The organism is bacterium, assembly GCA_024228115.1.
Classification (GTDB): Bacteria; Myxococcota_A; UBA9160; order UBA9160; family UBA6930.
The window spans coordinates 21,697-43,640 of the sequence record JAAETT010000177.1; the positions used below are offsets into that span (position 1 = coordinate 21,697).

General features: G+C 67.6%; 1 protein-coding gene (running past both ends of the window). It reads right to left on the minus strand.

Every position in this 21,944-nt window falls within one protein-coding gene, locus GY937_09105, for an LEPR-XLL domain-containing protein, read on the minus strand. The gene is 50,361 nt long; 21,100 of those nucleotides lie to the left of the window and 7,317 to its right, leaving coding positions 7,318–29,261 in view (codon 2,440, complete, through codon 9,754, partial); the first complete codon in reading order (the gene reads right to left) occupies positions 21,942–21,944. Both codon boundaries (start and stop) fall beyond the window edges.

Consider the following 21,944-nt stretch of genomic DNA (forward strand, 5'->3'; position numbering starts at 1 on the left):
AAGTCGTAGGTGACACCGCCGGCCAGCGTCTTGTTGTCTGGGTTGTTCGCACCGAAGGTGGCTGCCCCCGCGAACGACACGACGATCAGCTCTTCGCTTGACGTCGCCTGCACCGCGAGCCCCCGGAAGGCGTCGCGCGCCGTGAACGGGGTGTCATCTCCGTTTCGCAACGTGCTCGTCTGACCTTGATCGACGGATCCGTCGGCCACACCGACGAGCGTGGAGCCCTTCCCCCACGCATCGATCCGGGCGTTCGCTCCGACCAGGGCCTGGGTGTTCTTCTCCACCTGGACGATGGAGAGCCCGACCCCTGCGGCCACCTGATCGAAGGTCTGCGGACCGAAACCGACCGCGGTCGCAAGGGCGCCGGAGACGTCGAAGATCTCGGTGTCTGCGTTCGCCGACACCAGGACGTTTCCGGCTGCGCTGACCACGGCGCCGGACGCGGCATCGGCCGCATCGTCCCCGATGAAGGCTGAAGTCGTGCTGTCGATCTGCGCGTACGAAGCTGCGCCTCCGAGAGCGCCGATCTTCTTGATGTCAACGAGAGCCTCCAGGGCTTCCAGGGAACCGGTTTGCGGCGCTTGCGAGCCGTTCACGGTCACGGCAAGCGCCGCTCCGATCGACAGGACGTCCTCCTGCGCGTTGGCATGGACGACCACGTCCCCCTCGGCCGTGACCGACACGCCGTCATCAATGTACGCCTCGGTTTCTGCATCGAAGAGAGTGACCTCGGCCGAGAACGCGCCCGCTGCCTTCTGACTTCCACCGACACCCGCGGCGACACCGAGCTTGGCGAAGTCGTTTCCGGACGCGACGAGCACCGAGCCGTCGCCGCCGTCGGTCGGCAGACCGCTGAACAGTCGACCGCCGTCTCGCACGGCATTGATCGCGCCCGCACTGCCCGACAGCGTCCCGGTCGAACTCGTGAAGCCGACGCCGGTGCCCTCGTCCACAGCGAGGATGTCGCCCTCCGAGAATCCGTTTGCGACGAGCACATCGTCCAGGACGACCTGCAGCTGCGCGAGCAGTGCGGACAGGTCCGCGTTGTCGACCGTCTCGAGCGGGTCGATCGACACGTCGAGTGCTACCCCGTCGAGCGTCAGCGTGAAGTCGATCGGCCCCGCGCCGGTCGCGGCGAAGACCTCGGCCCCCTCGTCGACGTGGGCCGACGTGCGCACATCGTGGTAGGTCGCCGTGCCGGAAAGATCCCCGGCGCCCTTCTGCGCAAACGCCCCCGCCACGCCGACGATGGCCACGTCGTCACGATTGACTGAGGTGACGGCGACGCCCTTGAGTGCGGCGGTCGTGAAGTCCGACTGGCGTTGCTGCGTCAGGGAATCGTCGACGAGTTCGTCCGAACTCGAGTCGTCGTCCGGTGTCAGATCGACACCGGTGAAGGCACCGGGTGTGCCGACGTCGAAGAGCTCGAACGAGTCGTGGGCATCCAGCAGGGTCGCCTCGTCGTCGCCGGACACGGAGGGGTCGGTCATCGCTTCGGCGTCGCCGAAGGTGACCGCGACCTCGCCCGTCGGAGCCGCGATGGCATCGCGCTCCGCATCGGCCGTCACCAAGGCGAAGCCGCCGATGAAGGACTCCGTCGTCTTGAAGAATGCGGCGCCCCCGAGGCCGATGCCGGCCGCATAGCTTCCGCCGTCCGAAGCGAAGGCCCCGCTCAGACTGCCGGCGAAGACATCGAGCTCGGTGCGCTGCTCGGCGGCGATCAACACGCTTCCTTCGGCGTGCACCCGCGCACCCTGGGCCGCGCTCTCAGCCGCCTCGACGAAGGCCCGCGTGGTCAGGTCGCCCCACAGGAACGCCCCGCTGCCCTCGACCGCCAGGGTCCGCTTGTCGTCGTCGCCGCTGTCCGGGAGCCTGATGAGTCCGTAGTCCTCCTCGAGCTCCAGGTCGAGAACGTCGTCGTCGGGGTTGTCCTGGCCGAAGTTGGCCGCGATTCCGACGGCGGCCACGATGACCGCGATCTGCTCATCGGAATCGGCACGGACCTCGACGTTTTCGTCCGCACGCACGAAGGCTCCGGCGCCGACCCGCGCCTCGGTCGTCTTGGTCAACGCAGCGCCACCCAGACCGGCGCCGTAAGACTTCGTATCGCCTTGTGAGAACAGCGACGCGATGTCGACGGCCCCCACCACGGTGGCGAGCCGGGTGTCGTCTGTCGCGAGAACGCTCACGCTCCCTCGAGCACCCGTGGCGCCGAGCGCTCGAACCGTCGCACCGCGCGCAATCGTGGCGAAGGTGTCGTCGAGGAGCACGATCCCGCTCAGGGCACCGTTCTCGGAGATCGCGATGTCGAACAGACCCGCATTCGAACTCGCGACGACCGAGACGCCCACGATCTCGGCCGTGCCGCGGTCGTCGCCGCTCTTCTCACCGGTGAGGACCACGCTCGTGCCGGCCGCGGCGGCGGCCGTCACGTCTGCGTTTTCACCGATGAAGGCCGAGACGGCGTCGTTGCGCGAGACGACGACCCCCGCCACACCGAAACTGGTACCGCCTCCGGACTTGGAGATCGCCACGGCGCCGTCGATGCTCTCGAACTCGAAGTCGCTGTCGGCCGCGATCACCACGTTGCCGCCCGCATCGACCGTTGCGCCGCCACTCTGCGTGACGCCGGCCAGATCGTCGTAGGAGCCGTCATTGCCGATGTAGGCGTTCGTCGCCTGGTCGACGTCAAAGACGCTGCCCGAGGCTGCGGCGTTCAAGGTCTTGCCGGAGCCGCTCGAGTAGGTGGCGGCCGCGGCGAGGGTCAAGACCTCGACGCGATTCAGCGCAACGACATCGACGTCCCCGGTCGCGGAGACCCAAGCACCGTCTTCGATCGCAGCGGTCGCCTCGTGTTCGACGAGCGCCACCGTCCCCGCCAGGCCCGCGGCCGTACCGCCGGTAAAGCTCAACGCGCCCGCGGCCGACACGCGAACCGAGTCGCCAATGGCGCGCAGCCGAACGTCCTGGTCCTCAGCGGCCCCGGCCGCCTGATTGACCTGCGCACCGTCTTCGATCGTGGCCTCGGTGGTCTCGCGGCTCCAGTCGAAGGTACTGCTGGCCCAGAGACCGAAATTCCCGCTGTTGAGCGTAGTGCCGGTGATCGAGCCCCCTGCGGCGACCGCGTAGGTCTGGCCGAGAGTCGTGGCGTCGAGAATCACGCCCTTGCCGCCGAAGGCTTCGCCGTCGAAGCCCGAAACCGCGGTCGGCCCGCCCGCATCGGACCAGCCGGCCCCCTGCGCGAGACCCGAGACGCTCGCGCCGGCTTCGACCTTGGCGCGGGTCGTTCGGCTCACGACGGTCGCGGTCGCCGCCGCACCCGCTGCGCTCCTCTCCGCGGCCCCGAGGCCGCCCGCCACGGTCACCAGCAGAAGATCGTCCTCGGCGTTGATCACAACGGTATCGCTGGCGAGCACCGAGGCACCGCTGCGGACCGTCGCGTCCACGTCCACGTCGTAGACCAGGTAGCCGAGCTGACCGACCAACACGGTGGCTGCATCGCTCGCGTGGGGGCCGAGGCCGAAGGCGAAGTCGACGTTGATCCAATCCATCTCGTGGAGCGCGGCGATGATGACATCGTCGCCGCTGGTCACGACGGCCCCTTCGTCGACGTAGGCTGCAACATCGGCGGTGGCGTCGACGTAGGTGGCGGCAGCGCCGACACCGAGCTTCGATTCCCTCGCGGCGACCGCGATGCCGCCCATCACGCCGAGCGTGAAGGCGTCGTGGTCCGCGATGACCTTGACGTCGCCCGAGGTCGTGATGACCGCGCCGTCTCCGAGGAAGGCCTCCGTCCGAACCCGGCGCACGCTGTATTCCGCTGCACCGGCTACAGCGGGCCCCTTCTTGGCGCCCGTGCCGCTTGCCCCGAAGCTCCACAGGTCCGCGGTCGAGCCGGCCCGAACGTCGAGCGCCTCGACGTCCAGCGTCGCGTCGTCGACGTAGGCGAGCACGACCTGGTCGTGGTCGTTCTTGATGAAGGTTCCGCCGATCCCCGTGTGGTTCGCCGCGACCCACGCGCCGCCGCCCGCGACCGCGAGAGTCTCGCTGTCTGCGTGAACGTCGACCTTGCCGTCGATGGTCGAGCCATCGCCGAGGTTCGAGATGTACGCCCGCACCTCGGTGTGCAGATCGTTCCACACCGCGTCGCCCGAAATCGCCACGCCGAACTCGGTCTGCTGCTGGACACCGCCGTTGCCGCTTCGTCGGAGCGCATTGATCGCCGACGCCGACCCGGAGAGCAGGCCCGAAGCATCGCCGGCGCCCCCGCCGGACCCTTGCGCACCCGAGACGTTCTCGGCGCTTTGCTCGAAGGCACTCTGGTTGTAGTTCTGGCTGTTGACGCCCTTTCGGTCCTGGGCGCCGATCGTGCCGGCCAGCGCGACGGCGATGACCTGTTCACTGGCCTCGGCGTCGACCCGCAGATCGTCGCCGACGACGAGCTGGCCAGTTGCCGTTTCGGAGACGGCGACGATGTCGCCAGCCGCGAAGCCCGCCGCGGAAAGGCCCGCGTCGAGCTGCTGCTGGACATAGACGACCAGTTCGGCGCCAGTCTCGAGATCGGCCATCTCCGCCGGGTCCAGCAGGACCTGGACGCTCGTGTCGGACAACGACAACGTCAGCGTCGCGGGCTCGAACGCACCGAGGGCTGCACCGAGACGATCCTCGAGGGCCGTCCTGACGTCGAAGGTATCGGCGAGCACGATGCCGCCGGCGGCGACGAAGCTCACGCTCCCGCTGTCCAGCGAGATCGTCACGTCCCCGGTGTTCAGACCCGCGCCTGTCAGCGCGGCGGAGATCGCGCTCTGGAGCTGCGCTTCGAGCTCCGCCTCGGAACGGTTGTTCCAGGTCTCCGAGGGCTCCAAGGACACGCTCACGTCGCCACCCTGGACCGTGAGAACGAAGCTCAGGGTGTCGCCGCCCAGGACGCCAGATTCCATGCGCGCGGCCAGCGCTGCGTTCGCCGCCTCCTCCCCGCTGACCGAGCGGGGTCGCGCGTTGATCTCGAGCTGCCCCGAGGCCCCCGAGACGACGACGTCACCCTCCTCGAGCCCTGCCTCGGTCGTCGCGCGGTCGAAGGCAGTCTGGAGGTCCGCCACGAGGTCGTCGAGACTCTCGTTGTCGGACGTATCGGCGGGGTCGACGAACGCGAGGAGCTCGACGTCCTGCCATGTGAACGGCAGTGCGAGCGGTCCCGTCGTGAAGCCGGTCCCACTCGCATCGAGGCGTTCATTGAGGACCAGATCGGCGATTCCGGTGTCCTGAAGAAGCCGCGCACTGCCCTCGGGCAAGGCGACGAACAACTCGTCGAGATCGCTGACTCCGATCTCGATCTCGCCCGCCACGAAGCCAGCGGCGACCAGTGCGGTGTCGACGACCCCCTGCACGTCGGCGGCCAGTTCTTCGAGCGTGGTGTTTCCGGCCAGCGATGACGGGAGCATCGTCACGCCGATCGCAACGCCGTCCAACGTCACCTCGAACGCGACCGCGGTTTCGAGTTCGGTGAGCACGGACGCCCCGGCTTCCGCAGCCCGGATCGCGTCAAGCGCAGCCGCCGCGGCGACCGCGTCGAGCGTACGCGTGCTTCCCGCAGGCAGACCGAAGACCACCTGGTCTCCATCGCTGCTGAACTCGATGTCTCCCGCCGCGAATCCGTTCGCGACGAGCAGGTCATCGACCACCAACTGGAGGGTGGCAGCCCGCGTAGGGGCATTCGCCGAGGCGCTCAGCGGGGTGCCGCTGAAATCGACCGCGAAGCTGACGCCATCGAGGGTGAGACTGAAGCTTGGAGCGAACGCCTGGCGCCGCTCGTCGACCAGCTCGACCGCCTCGTCACCTCCCCCGAGTGCGGGCGACGAGCTCGCGGCGGCGAACCCGACGGTGCCGAGCAGATTCGTCACGGCGATGTCGCCGGCATCGAATCCGGCGGCCTCGAGCGAGGTGTCGACCGCCGCTTGCAACGTCTCGACGAGCTCGTCGGGCGAGCCATGCGCGACCGTATCCACCACCGGCACCGTGACCGAAATGGCGGTCTCGTCCACGACGAACTCGAAGGTGGGGTCGCTCGGCGCCAGGTCGAAGGGACTGAGCGTGCCGAGGGAGCGGAAGGCCGGGCCCAGATTCGGACCCGCCAAGGCCTGGTCGAGCGCCTCCTCGGCCTCCGCATCGAGATCGAGCACGTCACTACTGCCGCTCGGCAGCTGGAAGTCGACTCCGTGCTGATGCGCCTCGCCGACGAAGGCTCGGACCTCGTTGTCGAGGAGGGTGTACGACACCGCACCGCCGACGCCGAGGCGCTTCGCCTTGAGCAGCGTCCCCGCTCCCGTCGCGACGAAGACCTCGCCGCCTGCCAGCGTGTCGACATCCCCACCCGCGGTCACGAAGGCATCGTCGTCGACGTAGGCCACCGCATCGAGATCGAGGTCTTGGATGTTGACGGCGCCGCTCACGCCGGCCGACACGGCCGATTGAGCCTGCGCAACATTGATCAACCACGAGAAGGTGTCCGCTGCGACGCGGACCTCGTCGGCGGCTGTCACGACGGCGCCCTGGTCGATGAAGGCCGTCGCATCGTTGTCGTAGTAGACGACGTTCGCACTGCCGCCGGCGCCGAAGCCGGCCGGGCGGCCCCCCAGCGCCACCAGGTCCGCGATGGAGGCTTGCCCGCCGACGTTGAGCGTTTCGAGCCTTGCGACGGCCTCGACGTTGACGTCCTGAAGGGCCGGCTCGGACAGGCCCGCTTGGAACACCGCGTCCTGATTGACCTGCGCGCCTTCGGCGATCCACGCGGTGGCGTGGTTGCCGTAGTCGAGGATCTGCACCCCGCCGCCGACCTGCAGCCCGTTCTGCTTGCCCGTGTTCGCGATCGAGTAGACCGTCGAGTTGACGAACGTGCTCAAGAAGAAGTCCGGCAGGGCAAGGACGAAGATCGCGTCGATGATGAGATCGCTGGTGGTAAAATTCCGCTCCGCGATCTCGGTCTCGTCTTCGATGCGATCCGCGCCGGTCGCGGTCGCGCCTCCGTTGTCGACCGGCTCGAGCGGGACGCCGAAGAACAGGCGGTCGGAGAAATCGATCTGATGCGGCTGTCGCGCATCGGCGACGACGTTGAGCTGCCGCGCGACGTCTACGTCGGCGGCGCCGATGACGGCTTCGGCATCGTTGAACATGTCGGCGAAGGTGAGCGCTCCACCGATCGCGACGCGCGGGCCGGACGCCGCACCCGCGGAATCCATCAGCATGTTGTCTTCCGAGAGCGCGAGCACATCGGCGTTCCGCGCCTGAATGACCGCCCCGTCGCCCACGATCGCCCTCGCGCGGAAGCGGGAGTCGACGGCGAGGACGCTCGCGCCGATCGCGATACCCCGGAAGATGGAGGCCACCTTCGTCAGACCTCGCTCGAAGAGAGTCTCCTTCGCTTTCTTGGTCTTGCCCTTGGCCTCGCCGCTGGCTTGGCTGCTCGTCCCACCCGTCCCCGTGGTGCCCGCCGCGCCGCCCGCGAAGCGTTCGGATTCCGAGAGCTGGCGCGCGTCGACGACGAAGTCTTCGGTGACGATGACCGTGCCGAACACCTCCGCATCGGCACTGTGATCCAACGCGCCGATCGTGAGCCCGATCTGCGAGCTGGAGATGCTGGTCTTCAACGCGCCGATCCCACCGGTCGTTGCGAACAGGTCGTCATGGAGGTTCTGCGAGAGCACCGTGGCCTGACGAGCGTTGATCTGTGCCCCGTCGGCGACCTGGGCCAGGTTCGAGACGACCGACTCGTAGTCGACGAACGCAAGGCCGAGACTCGCTTTGGCTCTCTTGAGCGGCGGGAGCACGGCCGCGCGAACGCCGAGGACACCCGGTTGAGAGGTCAGCGACTCGGACTGCAGGAAGACCTCGCCGCCAGCTGTGACGACGGCCCCGTCTGCCAAGAGCGCCTGCACCATCGATTGGGCGTGGTGCAGGGTCACAGCCGTCGACAGGTTGAAGCGGCCCCGCACGAACAACAGGCTGAGCGCGTTGGACTCGTACAGCTGATCCGCCCGAACGCTGACGTCCTCGCCGGCTTCGATCGTCGAATTCTCGATGAAGGCCAAGACCCCGACGACCGCACTGGTATCGCCCCGCACCGGCAGATCGGCATCCGTCGCCGGGTCGCCCGTCGAGGTCAGGGGCTCGTCGGCCTGGATCGCCCGCAGCACCTCGATCGTGTCGCGGTTGATCTGCGGGATGAACGCGAAGAGCTGCTGCATCGCGAACGCGATCGAACCGATCGCCGCCTCGATGTACTCCGTCGTATCCAGATACAGCGGATCGCTGCTTTCATCCTCGTCGATGACCTGGAGGAACGCGAGCTCGTCCTCCCTGAACGCGCGCCCGATCTCCCACGCAGAGACGGCGCCGGTGATCCCCAGTTTCGCACTGCTGGTCGCGATCGGAACCGAGAACACGTCGATGCTCGACAGCGCGACCACCTCCACGTCGCCCTTGGCGGCAACGTCGGCGTCGCGGATGAAGGCACCGGTGTCGTTGCGAACGCTGCCGAAGTCGAGGGCGCCGGACAGTGCGACCGAGCCCTTGAACTCGAGGCCTCCGGCGAAGCTCAAGGCATCGAGCTCGTTGACGGCGCTGACCGCGACGGTCTGGTCATCCCCGGCCCCGTCGGCGCCGTTGATCGTGGCGTCCTCGATGTACGCCAAGGTGTTCGCGTCGAAGACCGCGACGTTCGCCGCACCGACCACACCGAAGTTGAAGCCCCTCGCACCGCTCACGGCGAGCGCAGTGTGGCTCTCCTGCGAGACCGCCTGCACGCCCACACCGTGGATGACCTCGAGTGCCAGGAACTCGGTCTCGGAGTTCGTGAACTCGAAGAAGACCGATTCGTTGTCCGGGCCAGGACCCGTCGCGGTGACGGCGATGCCCGAGTTGAAGCCATCGGCGACCAGGTCTTCGGCACTCGGCAGGTCGACCTGCCCCAACTCGCGGATCCCATCGCCGATCTCGTCGCTCAGCCAGAGAAGGAGGTTGTCCGTGTTGCCGATCACACTGAAGGGCCCTTGGATATTCTCCCAACCGGTGAAGCTGTTATCGGCGTCGGCGGCGTCGCGCTCCTCTTGGATGGCGTCGATCGCGAGCTGCGCGACGGCGAGATCGAGCGGCGCCTGAATGTCCCCGACCAGCGTTGCCGTCGAGTCGTACGAGGGCGCCTCCTCGCCCGAGAAGGGACTCGCCTCGAACGGGGCGACGAAGACGTTGTCGAGGGTGTCCGCGGCGTCGACGGCGAACGAGGCGATCTCCCCGCCATACGCGAAGGAGAGCGGAATTGCTTCGACGCGCGACGTGCTCACCGCGGCGACGGCCGTGCTCGCAGCGGCGGCCCCGCTCAACGACCAGGTCGCAGGGGCATCCGAACGGAGCGCGAACGCGATGCCGCCGCTGGCGTCCGCCGATACCACGACGTCGCCCTCCTCGAAACCCGCGGTCTCGAGCACGGCGTTCAGGGCCGCCTGAAGGTCTCCTGCCAGATCCGCGACCGTCTCGTTCTGTACGGTGTCCTGGACAGCGATCGTGAAGCTCAGACCCTGGGGCGTGGCACCCCCGATCGAAATGCCCAGATCGTCGATGGTCACGGAGGAGTCGCGCCACTCCTCGAGGATGGGCGTCGTGAGGTCCACCGCGGCGCTGCTGATGGGCGACGCGACCTCGAGTCGGATCACGTGGACAAGGCTTGCAAGGGTCACGGATCCCGAGGCTTCCCCCAAGTCCAGGAACTGGGCGTCCAGATCGTCCTGAAGCGCCGTGAGCAGTGCGGCATCGTCAAGGGTGCGGTCCGCAGAGATCGTCAACTCGACGTCGCCGGTTTGGCCGGACACGAACGCGGAGACGACGGCCTCGAACTCGCCGTTGGACCCCATACGGACCTCGTCGATCGACGCCGACACGACCCCGTTGCCGAACCCGCTCACGTCGAGGGCGTCACCCAGGGCCGCGACCGTGACGACACCGCTCGGCAGATCGTTGGCCAGCAAGGCCGCGTCCAGGGCCTCCTGGATCGCCGCCTGCTGCCCATCGGGATGCCCCAGGCTGACCGAAAGGGGGAGCTCGAGCGTCTGGTCCTGCTCCCCGTCGAAGACTTCGAGGTCGAAGGTGATGTCGAGCAATGCGGAGAGCTGCTCGTTTCCGTCGTCACCGACCAGGACCGTGCGCCGTCTCGCAATCTCACCTTCGGCCTCGGCCGCATCGACGGTCCATGGCTCGGTGCCGCCGGTGGGGTCGGCCCCCACGAACAGGATGCGCCCCTCCGGACTCAGCTCGACTTGGATCCCGCCCGTCGTCTGCTGCTCTGCCGTGAGCGCCGCGTCGACGGCTGCCTGAAGATCCAGAACGAGGTCGGCTGCACTTGCATTGTCGTCCGTCTCATCCGGGTGGATCTCGACGAGCAGGCTCTGCTCGGTGTCTGATCCAGGCAGGGTGTAGGAGAGCAGCAGAGGGACCGAATCCGATCGCAACGAGGAAGCCCGATCGAAGATCACATCGCCGGCCCGGAGACCCTCCGCGTCCGACGCGGCGGCGTCGAGAGCGCGCTGGAAATCCTCCGCGAGGTCGCCAACGGTCGTATTCCCATCGGTGTCCTCGGCGGAGATCGTGACGTCGAGTTCCACCGTGGATCCAGCGCGAGTCACCTCCAGCGTCAGCTCGATGTCGGCATCGAGCTCGGGCCCCCGGATCGACGACAACGACTCGACGCCGTCGATCAGGACCACCTGCTCCACGGGGGCTTCGGCGGCCTCGAAGACGAACGGGTTCGCGCCGGTGCCGAGGATCGGGCGGCTGACGACCACATCGCCCGCTTCGAGCTCACGCGTCTGCAGGGTTACGCTCGTGCCGTCGAGCTCGGCGTCGAGCGCCGACTGCACCTGGGCGGCCAGCTCGTCCAGCGTCGTGTTGCCCTCCGTGTCGGCGGCGGCGACGGTCACAGACCATTCGGTGGACGTCTCCCCCACCACCACCACGAACTCGAGGTCTAGATCCTCAGAGAGTTCCGCCGTGAGCCCCGGCGCAGAGAACCCGGTCGAACCGTCGGCCACGCCCGTGACCGAGTCGACGGGTCCTGCCGACGACGCGTCGAGCAGGAGCGTGTTGCCGTCGATCGTCGCCACGACGTCGCCGGTGGCGAGCTCGGCGCTGTCGACCACGACGATCTCGCCCGCGACGGCGGCATCGACGGCCTGCTGGAAATCCGCGACCAGATCGGCCGTCGTCGTGTTGTCGCTGGTCGCTGAGGGCGTGACCGTGACGGGGAGGACCAAGGTCTGTCCCCGGTACGTCAGCTCCAGCGAGAACGTGACGTCCTCAGTCAGAACGACCTGGCTCGCCGCGGACTCCAGTGCATCGAGGGCCGCGTTGCCCTCGACGACGGCGATCTCCTCGATGCGCGGCCCGGGCGCGACGCCAAAGCGACGGGCGCCGAGCTGGGCCCCGACGGCTCCGTCCTCGTCGATGTTGCTGTAGAGCGAGCCGTCCCCCGGGCTGAAGGTCAGGTCGCCCGCCGCGTCCCGGCCGACCACGATCTCGCCCGCGTTCCCGCCGCGCGCCCTGGTCGCCCGGTCGACGCCTGCTTGGACGTCCTCCCTCAGGGCCTCGAGCGACGGGTTGTCGTCGGTTGCACGGGGAGACACGACGACGAAGAGCGTCACGGCGCCATCGTTCTCGTGGTCCGCGACGAGGTTGAACACCAGGGGCATGACCAGCTGCGCCTGCGCGTTGGCGATGATGTTCTCGGCGGACGCCGTGTCGAGGGAGTTGCCGGCGATGACCGCGACGCCGTCCCCCTCGTTCGCGAGTGCATCGACGACCGAGCCGTCGTCGATGTAGGCCTGGGTGTCCTTCAGGATCCCGGTCAGGTTCAGACTCGCGTTGGCACTCGCGGTGACCCCGGACCCGAAGAGGTCCTTGCGAAGCGCACCGGCTCCCGAGAAGACGTCGGTATCACTCGCGTCCTGCGCGTTCACCAACACCGAGCCGTCTGCCATCACCGTCGAGGCGCCGGTGATGGCTGCCGTCGTGACGTTGTTGATCGTCATCAGCGGGATCGAGCCGTAGACGTTCAGCTCGATCAGGCTCAGGCCCCCGAGCGACACCTCGAACCCGAAGGCCCCCAGCTTCAAGGACTCGGTAGCCGTGGCGCCGACGATGACGTCCTGGCCCGCCTGGACCGTCGCATCCTCGATCAACGCGGTCGTCGTGTTCTCGACGGCCGACACGCCGAATGACGCACCTACGTCCGCCTGCACCAGGGACAGCGCGGTGAAACCGCCCACGCCGACTCCGGTGACACCCGAGTGGTAGTGGTCGCTCCCGGCCACCACGATCACATCCTGATCGGCGCTCGCTGCATCATCGGTGCGCGAGTTGACGTCGGCGCCCGAGATGAACGCGCGGGTCACGTTGCGGGCGGTGTCCAGCGTTCCCGACGCCTGCAGGTCCACCCCCACCGCGAGATCGGCGTCGATCGCCCCCGCCAGGGCGTTCGACTCGATGTCGTCGCGATTCGAGGCCCCCACCGCGACGCCTCGCATCGCGACCGAGACCGGAGCGGCGCTACGGTCGTGGCTGAAGGCGAGGTCGAGCTCGGCGCTGGCTCCGAGCGATTCCCCGGCTGCCGGGCTCACCTCCGGGAGGGCCACCTCGCCGGTCTTAGGATCGTCAGCGTCCCCGTCGATCTCGAAGAAGCCGGCGATCACGTCGATCGCCGGCCCGTTGCCTTCCGCATCGACGAGGGTTCCGTCGTCCGCGATGCTCGCATCGGTCCGCTTTTCGAGCAGTGTGCCGGTGGCCGAGACGCCGAACGTCTCCAGGCCGGCCGCGCTGAACAGATCACCCGCCTTCAGATCCGCGATCGTCTGGGCGTCGGCTTGCACCGCGACGTTGCCTTCCGAATAGACGTCGGATTGCTCCCCGATGCGCGCGCGCGTCGTCACCCTGATCTGGTAGGCACTCGCGGCACCGGCCACGGCGATCACACCGGTGGCACCGGATGCGGTGGCCGAGCGAATCCATTCCTCACTGTCCGCGGAAACGATGACGTCTTGTTCGGCCTCGATCCGAGAAGCACCGCCCACGAAGGCCTGGGATGACTTGTTGAGGAATCCGAGATCCAGGGCAGCGCCGAGCCCGAGCCCGCCGCTTCCCAGCGCGCCCGCGGCGTTGTCGAGAACCGTCGCGTCCCACGCGAAGATCCGGACACTCGCCGCCGGGTCGGCCGCATCATCCCGCACGTCGATCACGGACGCATCGTCGACGAACGCACGAGTCGCCGTCGTGATGTCGCTGAAGGTGGTGCTGCCGCCTAGGCCGACCGCCCCCGTGCCCACGACGACTGCATCGTCGCCTTCGGAACCCGCGACGTCCGGCCTGAAGTCGACCCGCGAGAGCGCCTCCACCGAGACGCCCGAACGCACGGCCGTCTCCTCACTGCGTTCCGCGGTCTCGGGGAAACCGTCCGGCGAGTCCGCCAGCCGTCCGGTGCGAATCCCGACCGCCCCGGCCCCGAGCGCCGTCACGCTCGAGCCGGTGATGTACGCGTTGCTGTCGTTCGTCTGGAAGAGCAGCGCACCCGACACACCGACGCCGATCGTGCCGCCATAGGCCAGCGCACCCGCCGCGGCCGTGATCGCGGTGTCCGCGTCGGCCCGGACCGCGACGCTTCCCCCAGCGATCACCTCGACGCCGTCGAAGTAGGCCTGGGTCGCCTGCGTCACGAAGAAGAGCGACAGCGCACCCGCAACCGCGAGGTCCGTCGCGACTTCTTCGTCGGACCCTTCGTTGCCGAGCGTGTTTTCGGTCACGCCACCGCCCGTGGTCGAATCCAGCTGGGTCGCCGAAACCGCCTCGGCGACGACATGGCCGCCCACGTCGACCTCGGTCCCCTGATCGAAGAACGCGGACACGTCCTTGTCGATCAACTCGAGATCGACGCCGGCTCCGATCCCGATATCGGCCGCGTCGGCGAACCCGCCAGCTGCCGCCACGATCGTCGTATCGTGATCGGCTCGCGTCACCACGCTGGCAGTGCTCGCGGCCCCGTCACCATCGCCGACTTCCGCCCCGCGAAGGTACGACTCGACGCTGCTGCCATTCGCCAGCAGCGGAACGTCCTGGCCGATCGTGTTCACGACGACCGAGGCCGCGATCGTCAGGTCGTCGCCGGTGGCCTCGCCCGCGGCGTAGCTGAGAACTTGATCTCGCACGTCCGTATCGAGATGCAGCGCGTGCCGGGTCGCGATGTCGAGTTCGCCGCCGTCCGGGGCGGCGCCGACCAGGAAGGCGTCCAGGTCGTCCTGGACGTCGTCGAGCAGATCTTGCATCGACACGTTGCCGATGGTCTCCGCAGGCGAGAGCGGAACCAGCAGCGTCGTCGCTCGATCCGAGACGAAGTCGACCGGCACCGTGAACTCGAGCAGCGAGGAGAGCTGCGTCCCGTCGTCGCTCAGGTGCTCCTGGATCGCCTGGCCGGTCGAGACGCCGAAGGAGAACGAGACCAGATCCGAGTCCGCGTCGGAATCGACGTAGAAGAGGGTATCGAGGAACGTGAAACTCGTATCGACGGACGCCCCGGCCTCGATGGCTTGACGGGCCTCGTCATTGATCCTGACGTTGACCTCGCCCGAGTCGTGCCCCACCGCAACCAGGCCTTCGTTGAGAGCGTCCTGGAGGTCGTCGCGCATGTCGGCGAGAGACGTGTTGTCCAGGGTATCGGCGGGGTCCACCGTGAACGGGACCTCGAGCGTCCGAACGAACCCTCCGAGGAAGTCCGACAGGTTGGTCCCGCCTTCCGAGAAGACCCCGAAGTCGAACTCCGAGAGTTCGAGGACGAACTCGACCGGCGCCCCGTCCAGCACGGCGCCGTTGCGCGCGTCGGAGATCGTGTCCCCGGCGTCCCCGCGTGCGTCGACCTGCACTGCTGCGGCCCCGGAGCCGAACACGATCTCCCCATCCGTGACGCTGACGACGATATCGCCAGCGAGGATGATGCCACCCCGGTCGGCGATGGCCTCGTCCACCGCACCCTGCAAATCCGAAGCGAGGTCGGCGAGCGTCGTATTGTCGTCGGTCGCGAGGTTGTCGACGACGACACGCAGGTCACTCTCGGCTCCCTGCTGCACGGTCGCGTCCAGCGAAAAGACCTGGCGCGGTGTAAGGAAACGGTCCTCGGTGAGATGAGCCTGGATCTCCGCTGCGAAGGCGACGAGTTCGTTTCTTTCGACCTCCAGCCTCGAGGTCGACTCGGGGGGTACGAATTGAACCGGGGCCACCAGGCTGAGTACGACAGCCGCTGCCCCGGCCTCTTCCAGGGGGAGCGAGACGTCGACGAAGTAGGGCACCACATAGGTCAGCGCGACGTCATCGTTGAGAGCGTCGAAGAGAACCCGTTCGACCTCGTTCCGGTAGGTGAGTTCGAGATCGCTCTCGTCGTAGCCTGCGGCGGTGAGGCCCGCGAGGAGCGCGGCCTGCAGGTCGTCTTCGAGGTCCCCTGGGGACAGGTTGTCGTAGGTGTCTGCCGGGTCGAAGGTGAACGAGAGCTGCACCGCCTCGTCATCGTCGGTGGCGTCCAGGGTCAGAGTGATGGGCTCGGCATCGATCGTGTAGCCGTCCCCGACCAGGGAAGCTTCGAGCGCCGAGGCGGCCGTGCCGTCCGGATCCACGTCGCGGAAGATCGAGAACTGGGAACCAGGCTCGAAGATGACGGGGGCGTCGCCGCTGGTCCCGGCGGCCTCGATCACGGCACCATCGACATAGGTGCGGGTGTCGTGGCTGATGTTCGAGTTCGCGAGCGAGGCCCCCACCGAGGCGGTGGTGCCGGACGCCGCAGCACCGGCGATCTCGAACAAGTCCACGACGTCTTCGGCGCGCACGCGGATGCGCTCGCTGGTCGTGACCGTCGCACCTTCCGCGACGAAGGCCTCGACGGTGTGCGAAGGAGAGACCGATGAGACCGACCCCGAGATCCCGAGCGCCGGAAGTCCCGCGCCGACGACGACGTCGAGCTGACCTTCGCCGTCCAGATCTCCGACGGCGAGGCTGGTGGTGTACAACATCTCCGGCGCGAACTCGCGACCCGACGCGAAGGACCCGCTGCCGTCGCCGAAGTAGACGCGCGTCTCGTCAGACCGCTCCGCGTTGGCAGCGAGAAGGTCCAGCGCACCATCACCATCGAGATCGGCCAGAACGACATCGACCGTCGAGTCGGCGTCACTGCCGATGTCGGAGGGACGAGTCCACAGATGACGCGCCACGTCCTCTCGGACGCGGGCGTCGGCCACGACGGCCTCGGCCGCCGCCGTGTCGCCGAGAACCCGGGTGCTCCCCGCCGGCAACGCGAAACCGATGCGGCCCGCCCCGTCCACCGACACGACGATCGCGCCAGCCGGGAACGAAGGGACCTCGTCGTTCAACGCGGCATCGACGGCGGCCTGGAGGTCGGCCACCAGCGCCGCCACATCCGCGTTGCCCACGGTCGCCTCAGCATCGACCTCGACATCGAGGATCTGGCCGTCGAGCTCCAACGTGAATTCGATTCGACCCAGGAACTCGTCGGCCCTTCGCAGCTCGGACAAGCGCTGGAACAGCGACTGCGTCTCGGCCCCGCTCGCGACGACCGTCAGAACCCCAGCATCAAGTCCGCGGGCGACGGACTCGGCATCCAGCGCCGCTTGGAGATCCTCCTGAAGGTCGAACACCCCCTGGTTGTCGGAGCTCGCGTCCGCCGTCAGTGTCACGTCCCAGGCCTGGGCCTGGACCTCTCCCGTGACGGTGACGGTCAGCGAGACGCTGAGATCGGAACCTAGAACCCCCGAGCCGGCGGCGGCGTCGAGTGCCGCCTGGGAGGCCACGGCGACGGTCACGGCATCGATCGTGGTGGGCCGGGCGGCGAACCGCACGACGCCGCCGGATCCGACGCTCGCGACGGCGTCACCCGCCTCGAAGCCCGCCTCCACCAACGCGTCATCGAGCGCGGCTTGCAATTGCGTTTCGAGATCGGCGGTGGAGGCGTTGTCCGACGTCTGGGTCGTGTCGACCGACACGAGAACGAACTCGCTCTCGCCGGCTCGGTCGACCTCCAGCGAGAAGACCGACCCGCTCAGGCTCGGGGAATTGTCTGGCCTCCCGTCCGCTCTGCCGGCAACAGCGTCGAGAGCCGTGGTCACGGCGCGTGAGGCGTCGACATCCAGGAAGACGTCGGAGTCCCCGACGCTGAAGGCGATGGAATCCGAAAGCAGCAGGTAGGCCGTGAGATCTCCGGCCGCGTAGCCCGCAGCGACGAGCGACGTGTCGAGCGCGGTCTGGAGGGCGGTGGTCAACCCTTCGAAGGTGACGTCCTCGAGATCGCTGCTCCCGAGCTCGATGCTGAGCTCGACGGCCTCGCCGGCTGCGGTGCGGGCCTCGAGCACGAACCCGAATGATGGCTTCAGCGCGAAACCGTCGACCTCGGCGGAGAGGAGCAGGCCCGCGCGACTTCCGTCGTCGACGAGGTCGAAGGTGCTCGGGGTCTTCTCGACCTCGATTTCATTGTCGATCGTCGACGCGAACTGGATCTGGCCCTGCGCGTCCAGACTCGCCGTCACGGCGCCGGCCGCCAGACCCGCCTCGTCCAGCTCCGCGGCCAGCGCAGCCTGAACATCCGCGAGCAGGTCCGCGCCCAACTCGTTGTCGAGAGTCTCGTGGAGCCGGAGCCCGGAGAGGACCTGCGTCGTCTCGACGGTGCCCAACCCGGTGGCATTCCCGATGTCTTCGCCGATGCGGAAGTTGAAGCCGTCGGCGCCGACGCGATTGCGAAGGAGTTCGTTGGCGGAGCCATCGTTGCCGAGAACCAGATCCGCGTCACCGTCGGCATCGACGTCACCCAGCGCCAACGCGCGCGTCGCGCTGGCGAGATCGACTCGCGGCAGGTCGATCGCTTCGGTGTAACGACCCGCGCCGTCGTTCAGATAGAAGCGCGTCGCCTGGCCAGCGGCGAACCCGCTCGTCAGATCGGAGAGGTCGACCCGCTCGAAGTCGAGATCCGGCTCGCCGATCAGATCGTTCGCGACCAAGTCGGAGAGTCCCGCCAGCCCCGACGCGACGACCTTCTCCAGCGACAGGTTCTCGATGATCAGGTCGCCCAGATCCACGAGGCCGGCCACGATGAACTCGCGCAGCTCGACGACACCAGCCTCGAGCCACGCCCCCAAGGCCGGAACCGGATCCGAGAAGTCATCGCGATCGATGAGCCCCGCACCCACCAGCTCCGCCAGCCGTACGATCGGCGCTGCCTCCGGGAGAGAGCCATGCTGGTGAGCCGCCGGCTCCTCATCGTCGTGGCCACCCACGAGATCCACGAGCAGGACTTGATCCGCCAGGGTCTGCGCGAGTCCGGCCTCCTGAAGCTCGAGCAGCGTCGTCAGGCCGGCATCCTGCAGATCCTGGGCCGTCAGCGAAACGAGCAGCAGGTTGTCGACACCGACCAGGTCGTTGACGATCAGATCCGTCAGATCCGTGAGCCCCGCATCGATCACATCGCCCACCGAGACCGATGACACCAGATCGAAATCGAAGCGAGAGACCAGATCGGCGTCGAGCAGGGACTCGAGCCCGAGCGAGATCGCCTGAATCAGCTCCTGGACGCCGATCACAGTCTCTTCGGCGAAGTCGAGCACGGTGACGACCGCGTCGTCCACCAAGCCCGACAGGTCCAATCCGAGATTCGCGACGAAGGCATCCAGGTCTCCGTCCGCGTCGATGTCCTCGAGGCTGATCGCGGTCGAAAGGTCCGCTTCGGTCCCGAGATTCAGTGCGAGTCCGAAGACCCCGTCCTCGTTCAGGTAGATCTGGTTGCGACCGAGCAGATTCGAAACGGCGAGGTCGAGGTCTCCGTCGCCGTCGACATCTCCGAGCGCTATGTCCGTCGTGAGGCTCTCATCGACCGGCACGATCAAGCTGAGATCGGTATCGGCGCGAAGCTGGCCGACCTCTAGCGCCGCCGCATCTCGGCCCGTATCCGTCGACAGGCCCGCATCGACCCAATACGCGCCCATGCGCGTTGCGACCTCGGCTTCGCTCAGCTGAAGCGCCTCGGTCGCGGTGATCAGCCCTGCCGTCACGACGTCTGTGACGGAGACGAGCTCTGCCTCGAGCAACGCCAGATTGACTGCCGTCTCGAGATCCTCGAGCAGATCGGCAGCGGTCACGTTGTCCCGCATCACATCCGATGCCACGGTCACGTCGAGCGTTTGCGAGCCGGCCGCCGTCGCGACATCCAGCGCGAAGCTGAACTCGGAATCGAGCACGAAATCGCCTTCGAAGGCGCCGAGCACGCTGAACTGCGCGCCGATGACGTCCGCCGTCGCATCAGCGGATTCGAGCGCCTCGAACACGCGCGTCCCCGTTCGTGAGGCCACGGACAGCTCGAACGGTCGGAGGGAATCCCGCGCCTCGGCCACCTCGAAATTCTCGACGTCGCCGGCGAAGCGCAGCCCCGTGATGTCTTCGAAGCCCCCGAGACCCGCCACGAGTTTGACGCTCTGGGTCGCGTCGGTGAAGACGTCCTGCACGGAGATGGAGACTGTGCCCTGCGGAAAGCCTGCTGCGACGAGCGCCGCGTCGATGGCGTGTTGGAGGTCGGCCTCCAGATCGGCCACGCCGAGATCGAGCTCCCGACCTCGCAAGTTCGCAGGACCCCCCTTTGGCGGGAGTCCGCGATTGTCGAAGGTGTCCGTGGGATCGATCTCGACCGAGACGACGACCTCGTCGCCGTCGAGCGTCGTCAACACCAGCGGCAGCGTGAACGAGCCCACCAAGGTGGCCCCGTCTCGCTCGGACGCAACAGCCGAAGCGGCCTCGTCGTTCGCATCGACCGAGGTGAGGAGGCTCGAGGTGCCAACGGAGAACTGAATCGGGCGGGTCGACACGTCGACCTCGCCTTCGTGCGCGAAATCGAGGCGGCCTTCGGTCGCGTACACCTCGGAAGAAACGACGACACCGTCTGCGTCCGCGACGACGTCGAAGTCCACGGGATCCACCCCCCGAACGAGCAGCTCGGCGTCCAGCACGGCACGGACATCGTCGACCAGGTCGGCCGCGCTGCTGTTGTCGGCCGTGTCCTCGGCCCGAACCCGAAGACGCAGCTCGCCGGTCCGCGCGCTGCTGCCGACCGTCTGTCCTTCGACGAAACCACCGATCTCGAAGGGTGCGAACGCAGGCACCGGGTCGTAGTCGAAGACGTCGTCGAGCACGGCGTCCGCAGCCTCTGCCACATCTTCCAGCACTTCGGAAAGCGCGGTCTCGTTCGCCTGCTGGTAGAAGCGGTTCGCCTGCCCGAGGTTTCCCGAAATCACGTCGAGACGACCGTCGCCATCGATGTCTCCGACCGCGATCGACGTCGTTGCGTCGGGAATGACACCGCCGACGCCGCCTCCGAGGAAGCCGATCTCCTGACCGCTCTCGAAGAAGCTCGGCCCGTCCTCGCCATCGGCATCGACGGTCTCGTTCAGGTAGAGGCGGTTGAATTGGAGGAAGTTGCCCGCGATCAGATCCTGATCGCCATCGCCGTCGATGTCCGCAAGCGCGAGCGACGTCGTGAGCGTGTCTTCGGGAGCGATGACCTCGGAACGCCGCCCCACGTCGAACGAGAGGGCCTCATTCGTGTCGAACGCCGCGTCGATCGCGCCTGTCGGAAGCCCAGCGGCGGCCAGCGCATCGTCCAGCTGCGCTTCGAGATAGGCTTCGAGTTCGTCTGCGGTCGTGAAGCCCAGGGTCGCCGAGCGGTCGATCGTGACGGTCAACTCGGTCAGCGCACCCTGTGGATCGACCACGCCGATCGTGACGTCCGCAGGATCCGTGAGCTGCAGACCATCCGCCGACAACCGCGCCTCGACCTGTTCGGCCGCGACCCGTCCCACGTCGGCCGTCTCGAAGGGCCCATTGAAGACTGGCGAGAAGCGGATCACATCGGTCCACGCCGGAATCGGCTCTTCCCTATCCTCCGCGGGGGTCACGTACTGGGAGGGAGCATCCACTGCGAAACCGACGACCAGACTGCCCGCGGCGTACCCGCGGGCCACCAATGCCGCATCGATGGCCGCCTGGAGATCGGCGACGACGTCGAGTCCATCTTCGTTATCGGCGAAGTCGGCGGCGTCGAGAGACACCTCGAAGGTCAGATCTCCTTCCGTCGGGCTCGTCGCCACGATCTCGAAGCTCAGGCCGGCCACCAGCTCGAAGCCGTCCCGCATCGATTCCACGAGCGAGGCCGCCGAGCCGTCTGTGTCCACCGCATCGAAGCGGAAGGCGTCGAAGCCTTCCCCTGCGTTGTACAGCAGATTGCGCTGGGTCTCGCTTTCGGCCTCGGCCGCGGAGGCCGAAACCGAGAGAACGAAGTCGTCACTCGTCGCGTCGATCCGGACGTCGCCACCCGCCGTCAGCTCCGCTCCGGAGGCCACGTACGCGCGCACCCGGTTGTCGATGATCCCCAGGTCGACCGCCGCGCCGAGCGAGAGCAAGCCGTCGTCGACATCGACATCACCGCCGGCGACCGAGAAGATCTCACTGCGGTGCTCGGCGATCGCGTCGACCTGGCCCGTCGCGCGAACGACAGTGCCTTCGCCGAAGAACGCCTCGCCGGAGTTCCCGATCAGGTTCAGGTTCGCGGCTCCAGCAGCGGCACTGCTGAACGCGGCTTCCGTGCCGCTGTCGGTGGAGGCGACCACGTCGAGATCCGACAGCGCACGCAACGACAGATCGCCATCGGCGGCCTCGAGGTCGGCATGCTTCGTGAAGGCGCGGGTCGCCTTGCGCATCCGGTTCATCGCGAACGAGCCGCCGATCCCGACGTGCTCGGCGAAGACCACGGCCCCCGCGCCAGCGACTAGCAGCGTCTCGTCGACGGCGTCGACGCGAATGGCATCCGCGACGACCTT